This window comes from Rhodoferax sp., assembly GCF_014859475.1.
Classification (GTDB): Bacteria; Pseudomonadota; Gammaproteobacteria; order Burkholderiales; family Burkholderiaceae_C; genus Rhodoferax.
The window spans coordinates 1-5,052 of the sequence record NZ_JACUUE010000182.1 but is presented as its reverse complement, the minus strand read 5'-3'; the positions used below and the strand labels follow the sequence as shown (position 1 = coordinate 5,052).

The window sequence follows — 5,052 nt, the reverse complement described above, 5'->3', positions numbered from 1 at the left end:
GCGATCCATGACTTCCGGGGGCATGGATTGCGTCACTTCGTTCGCAATGACGGGGATGTTCATGGAAAGCGAAGCGCGGCAGTCCAGGCAGTCCGGGGTCATGGATTGCGTCACTTCGCTCGCAATGACGACCCCCATACGTTAAATCGACCAGTAAAGAAGCATATGTTTTACAGAGAAAACGGCCAATTCAAAACCACCTACCGGGCGGACCAGCAGATTTTTCCAATCACGCAAGACCGTGTGGCGGTGCTGTTGCTGATCGCGGCCGCGTTTCTGGTGGTGCCCATGATCACCAGCGAGTACATGTTCCGGGCCATTCTGATTCCGTTTGTCATCATGTCGCTGGCGGCGCTGGGGGTGAACATTCTGGTCGGGTACTGCGGCCAGATTTCACTCGGCTCCGGCGCTTTCATGGCGGTGGGGGCTTATGCTGCCTTTAATTTCTTTGTCCGCATTGACGGCATGCCGGTGCTGCTGGCGCTGCTTTTGGGCGGCATCTGCGCGTCGGCGTTCGGCATCTTGTTCGGTCTGCCCAGCTTGCGCGTCAAGGGCTTGTATCTGGCGGTGGCCACGCTGGCGGCGCAGTTTTTCAGCGACTGGATGTTTTTGCGCATCAAGTGGTTTACCAATGACGCGCCGTCGGGCTCGGTGCAGGTGGCCAACCTGCAGGTGTTCGGTTTCCCGATCGAGAGCCCGATCTCCAAGTACCTGTTTTGCCTGTCCATCCTGGTGGTGATTGCCTTGTTGTCCAAAAACCTGGTGCGCAGTGCCATTGGCCGGGAATGGATGGCCATTCGCGACATGGACGTGGCCGCCGCGGTGATCGGCATCCGTCCCATGTACGCCAAGCTCAGCGCATTCGCGGTGAGCTCGTTCATCATTGGCGTGGCCGGGGCCTTGTGGGGCTTTGTTTACCTGAGCGCCTGGGAGCCTGCCGCGTTCTCGGTCGATTTGTCGTTCAAGTTGCTGTTCATGGTGATCATTGGCGGCATGGGCTCCATCATGGGCAGTTTTTTTGGCGCCGGCTTCATTGTGGTTCTGCCGATTTTCCTGAACCAGTTCCTGCCGCTTGTGGGTGGCCTGGTGGGGGTCGAGATTTCGACCTCGGGCATCTCGCACACGGAATTGATGATATTTGGCGCGCTGATTGTCTGGTTCCTGATCGTGGAGCCGCACGGGCTCGCCAAACTGTGGTCCACGGGCAAGCAGAAGCTGCGTCTGTGGCCATTCCCCCACTGATTCACCGCGTTGATTCGTTTTCGTTAACCAAAGCACTTCGGTGCATTACATCCAGGAGACTTGCATGAAAATCAAACATATTGCGTTAGCGGCTCTCATGACCTCGGTGGGCGCCACGGCGTTTGCCCAGGCCAAGGAACAGTTTTTCCCCGGCCTGCCGTACCGTACCGGTGCCTACGCCCCCAACGGCGTGCCATGGGCCAACGGCTACTCTGATTACCTCAAACTGGTCAACGCCCGCGGCGGCATCAATGGTGTCAAGATCATTTATGAAGAGTGCGAAACCGGCTATGCCACCGACCGTGGTGTCGAATGCTACGAGCGCCTGAAAGGCAAACACGGCGGCGCCACCGTGTTCCAGCCGCTGTCCACCGGTATCACTTTTGCGCTGACCGAAAAAGCCCCGGTTGACAAGATTCCGTTGATCACGGCGGGTTATGGTCGCAGCGAAAGCCAGGACGGTCTGGTCTTCAAATGGAACTTCCCGATTGCCGGCACCTATTGGCTGGCCGCTGACGTGCTGGTGCAAACCATCGCCAAAAAAGAAGGCGGGCTCGACAAGCTCAAAGGCAAGAAAATTGCCCTGGTCTATCACGACTCGCCCTATGGCAAAGAGCCCATTTCCCTGCTGCAGGAGCGCGCCGCCATGCACGGTTTCAACCTGCAATTGCTGCCGGTGGCCCACCCTGGTGTAGAGCAAAAAGCCACCTGGCTGCAAATACGCCAGGCCCGCCCTGACTATGTGCTTCTGTGGGGCTGGGGTGTGATGAACTCCACCTCGCTCAAGGAAGCGCAAGCCACAGGCTACCCGCGCGAAAAAATGTACGGTGTCTGGTGGTCGGGTGCCGAGCCTGACGTGAAAGACGTGGGCGAAGGCGCCAAGGGCTACAACGCGGTCACCATGCAGCACGGCGCTGAACATGGCTCGGCCGTGGTCAAGGAAATCCTGACCAAGTTGCACGACAAGGGTCAGGGTACCGGCCCCAAGGAAGAAGTGGGTTCGGTGCTTTACATGCGTGGTGCCATCAGCGCCATGTTTGCGGTAGAAGGTGTGCGCAGCGCGCAGGAGCGCTATGGCAAGGGCAAGTGGGTGTCGGGCGAACAGGCGCGCTGGGGTTATGAAAACCTGGCGCTCGACCAGAAAAAGCTCGACGACCTGGGCTTTGCCGGTGTCATGCGCCCGGTGCAGACCACCTGCGCCGACCACATGGGCGCCAACTGGGCCCGCATCCATACTTGGGATGGCAAAAAGTGGGCGTTCTCGTCCGACTGGCTGCAGGCTGATGAGCAAATCCTGAAGCCGCTCGTCAAGGCCACGGCCGCCAAATACGCGGCCGACAAAAAGCTGACACCGCGCACGCCGGCAGATTGCCAGTCCTGATCTTTGCGGTGAGAGAAGGTGTCATTGTCAGCAGTGTCATCTTCGTCACTGCGAGGAGCGTCAGCGACGCGGCAGTCCAGGACTTCATGGATTGCCGCGCTGCGCTCGCAATGACGGTGACAAATTCGGCGACTCACACGAGTCGGCAACTGAAAAAGTGACTTGCCTGCTTTTTCAATTGGTTGGGCTATCTTCACACAGCAACAAATCGAGTTACATGGAAATATCACTATGAGTGAAGCTACAAACATCGTTCTCAACGTCAATGGCATCGAGGTCATTTACAACCACGTCATTCTGGTGCTCAAGGGCGTGTCCCTGAATGTGCCCGAAGGCAAGATCGTGGCCATTCTGGGTGGCAACGGCGCCGGCAAAACCACCACGCTGCGGGCGGTGTCCAACCTGCTGCGCGGCGAGCGTGGCGAGGTCACCAAGGGCTCGATCGAGCTGCGTGGCGAGCGCATCGAGAACCTGTCGCCGGCCGACCTGGTGCAGCGCGGCGTGGTGCAGGTCATGGAGGGGCGCCATTGTTTTGCCCACCTGACCATCGAGGAAAACCTGCTCACCGGCAGCTACACCCGCAAGGATAAAGGCGAAATTGCCGCCAACCTGGACAAGGTTTATACCTACTTCCCGCGCCTGAAAACCCGCCGCACCAGCCAGGCCGCTTACACCTCGGGCGGCGAGCAACAAATGTGCGCCATTGGCCGCGCACTCATGACCAACCCCAGCATGGTGTTGCTCGATGAGCCCTCCATGGGGCTGGCGCCGCAGATCGTGCAGGAGGTTTTTGACATTGTGAAAGACCTCAATACACGTGAAAAGGTGACCTTTTTGCTGGCCGAGCAAAACACCAACATGGCCCTCAAATACGCCGACTACGGCTACATCATGGAGTCGGGCCGTGTCGTGATGGATGGCGAGGCCAGCGACCTGGCCAACAACGAAGACGTGAAAGAGTTTTACCTGGGTATGGGCGGCGGCGAGCGCAAGAGCTTCAAGGATGTCAAGAGCTACAAGCGCCGCAAGCGCTGGCTGGCTTAAACCGTCATTGCGAGCGCAGCGCGGCAATCCATGACTTCAAATACATGGATCTCCACGTCGCTGCGCTCCTCGCGATGACGGCTCGAAACACTCTCCTGGCGTGAATATTGGTTTTTCAGGAACACAAACATGAGCGATTATTTTGATGCATTGGAAACGCGCGAGCCCGCGGTGCGCGAAGCAGCTTTGCTGGCAGCCTTGCCGCTGCAGGTAGCGCACGCCAAACTGGGCTCACCAGCCTTCGCCGAGATTCTCAAAGACGTCAATCCCGCCGAAGTCATCAGCCGGGCGGCGCTGGCCAGCTTGCCGGTCACGCGCAAGCATGAATTGCTCGAATTGCAGTTGCGCAGCCGCAGCCGGGGTGGCAGCGTGTTTGGGGGGTTTAGCGCCAGCGGTTTTGGCCCTGATTTGCTGCGCGTGTTTGCCAGCCCGGGCCCCATTTATGAGCCCGAAGGCACGGTCAAAGACTACTGGCGCATGGCGCGCGCCATTTTTGCCGCCGGCTTTCGCCGGGGCGAGCTGATTCACAACAGCTTCAGCTACCACTTTGTGCCGGCCGGCTCGATGATGGAAACCGGCGCCCACGCGCTGGGCTGCACCGTGTTCCCGGGCGGCACCGGCCAGACCGAGCAGCAGGTGCAGGCCATGGCCGAGCTGCAACCCGCGGGCTATATTGGCACGCCCAGCTTTCTGAAAATCATCCTGGAAAAGGCCGCCGAGATGGGTGTGGCGCTGCCCAGCCTGACCAAGGCCATGTTTGGTGGCGAGGCCTTCCCGCCGAGCCTGCGCGACTGGTTCAGCGCACACGGCGTTGCCGGTTACCAGTGCTATGCCACGGCTGATGTGGGCTCGATTGCGTACGAGACCTCGGCGCGCGAAGGCCTGGTGATTGACGAAGGCGTGCTGCTCGAAATTGTGCGCCCCGGCACCGGCGACCCGGTGGCGCCGGGCGAAGTGGGCGAGGTGGTGGTGACCACCCTCAACCCCACCTACCCGCTGATCCGTTTTGGCACCGGCGACCTCTCTGCCGTGCTGCCAGGCCCTTGCCCGACCGGGCGCACCAATGTGCGCATCAAGGGCTGGATGGGCCGCGCCGACCAGACCACCAAGATTCGCGGCATGTTTGTGCACCCCGGCCAGGTGGCCACCATTGCCAAGCGTTTCCCCGAGATCACCAAGGCGCGGCTGGTGGTAAGCGGCGAAATGGCCAACGACCAGATGACGCTCCAGGTCGAAACCGCATGCAGCGGCCCAGACAGCCTGGCAGCCAAAGTGATGGAAGCCATTCGCGACGTGACCAAGCTGCGTGGCCAGGTCGAAGTGGTGCTGCCCGGCAGCCTGCCCAACGACGGCAAGGTGATCGAGGACGCGCGCAGCTACCAGTA

At 60.0% G+C, this 5,052-nt stretch carries 4 protein-coding genes; all 4 read left to right on the top strand.

Annotated features, from left to right (window positions below; translation table 11 throughout):
* Positions 1-165 precede the first annotated feature (165 nt).
* The gene (locus IBX54_RS12420; protein WP_296542969.1) at positions 166-1,242 is read left to right on the top strand and encodes a branched-chain amino acid ABC transporter permease; all 1,077 of its coding nucleotides are present in this window, start codon (positions 166-168) and stop codon (positions 1,240-1,242) included.
* 64 nt (positions 1,243-1,306) lie between these two features.
* The gene (locus tag IBX54_RS12415; RefSeq protein ID WP_296542968.1) at positions 1,307-2,623 is read left to right on the top strand and encodes an ABC transporter substrate-binding protein; all 1,317 of its coding nucleotides are present in this window, start codon (positions 1,307-1,309) and stop codon (positions 2,621-2,623) included.
* A 231-nt stretch (positions 2,624-2,854) separates the two neighbouring features.
* Positions 2,855-3,667, top strand: coding sequence for an ABC transporter ATP-binding protein (locus tag IBX54_RS12410; protein ID WP_296542967.1), 813 nt, complete (start codon positions 2,855-2,857; stop codon positions 3,665-3,667).
* A 129-nt stretch (positions 3,668-3,796) separates the two neighbouring features.
* On the top strand, positions 3,797-5,052 hold a 1,256-nt coding region (locus IBX54_RS12405; RefSeq protein WP_296542966.1), incomplete at its 3' end, for a phenylacetate--CoA ligase family protein.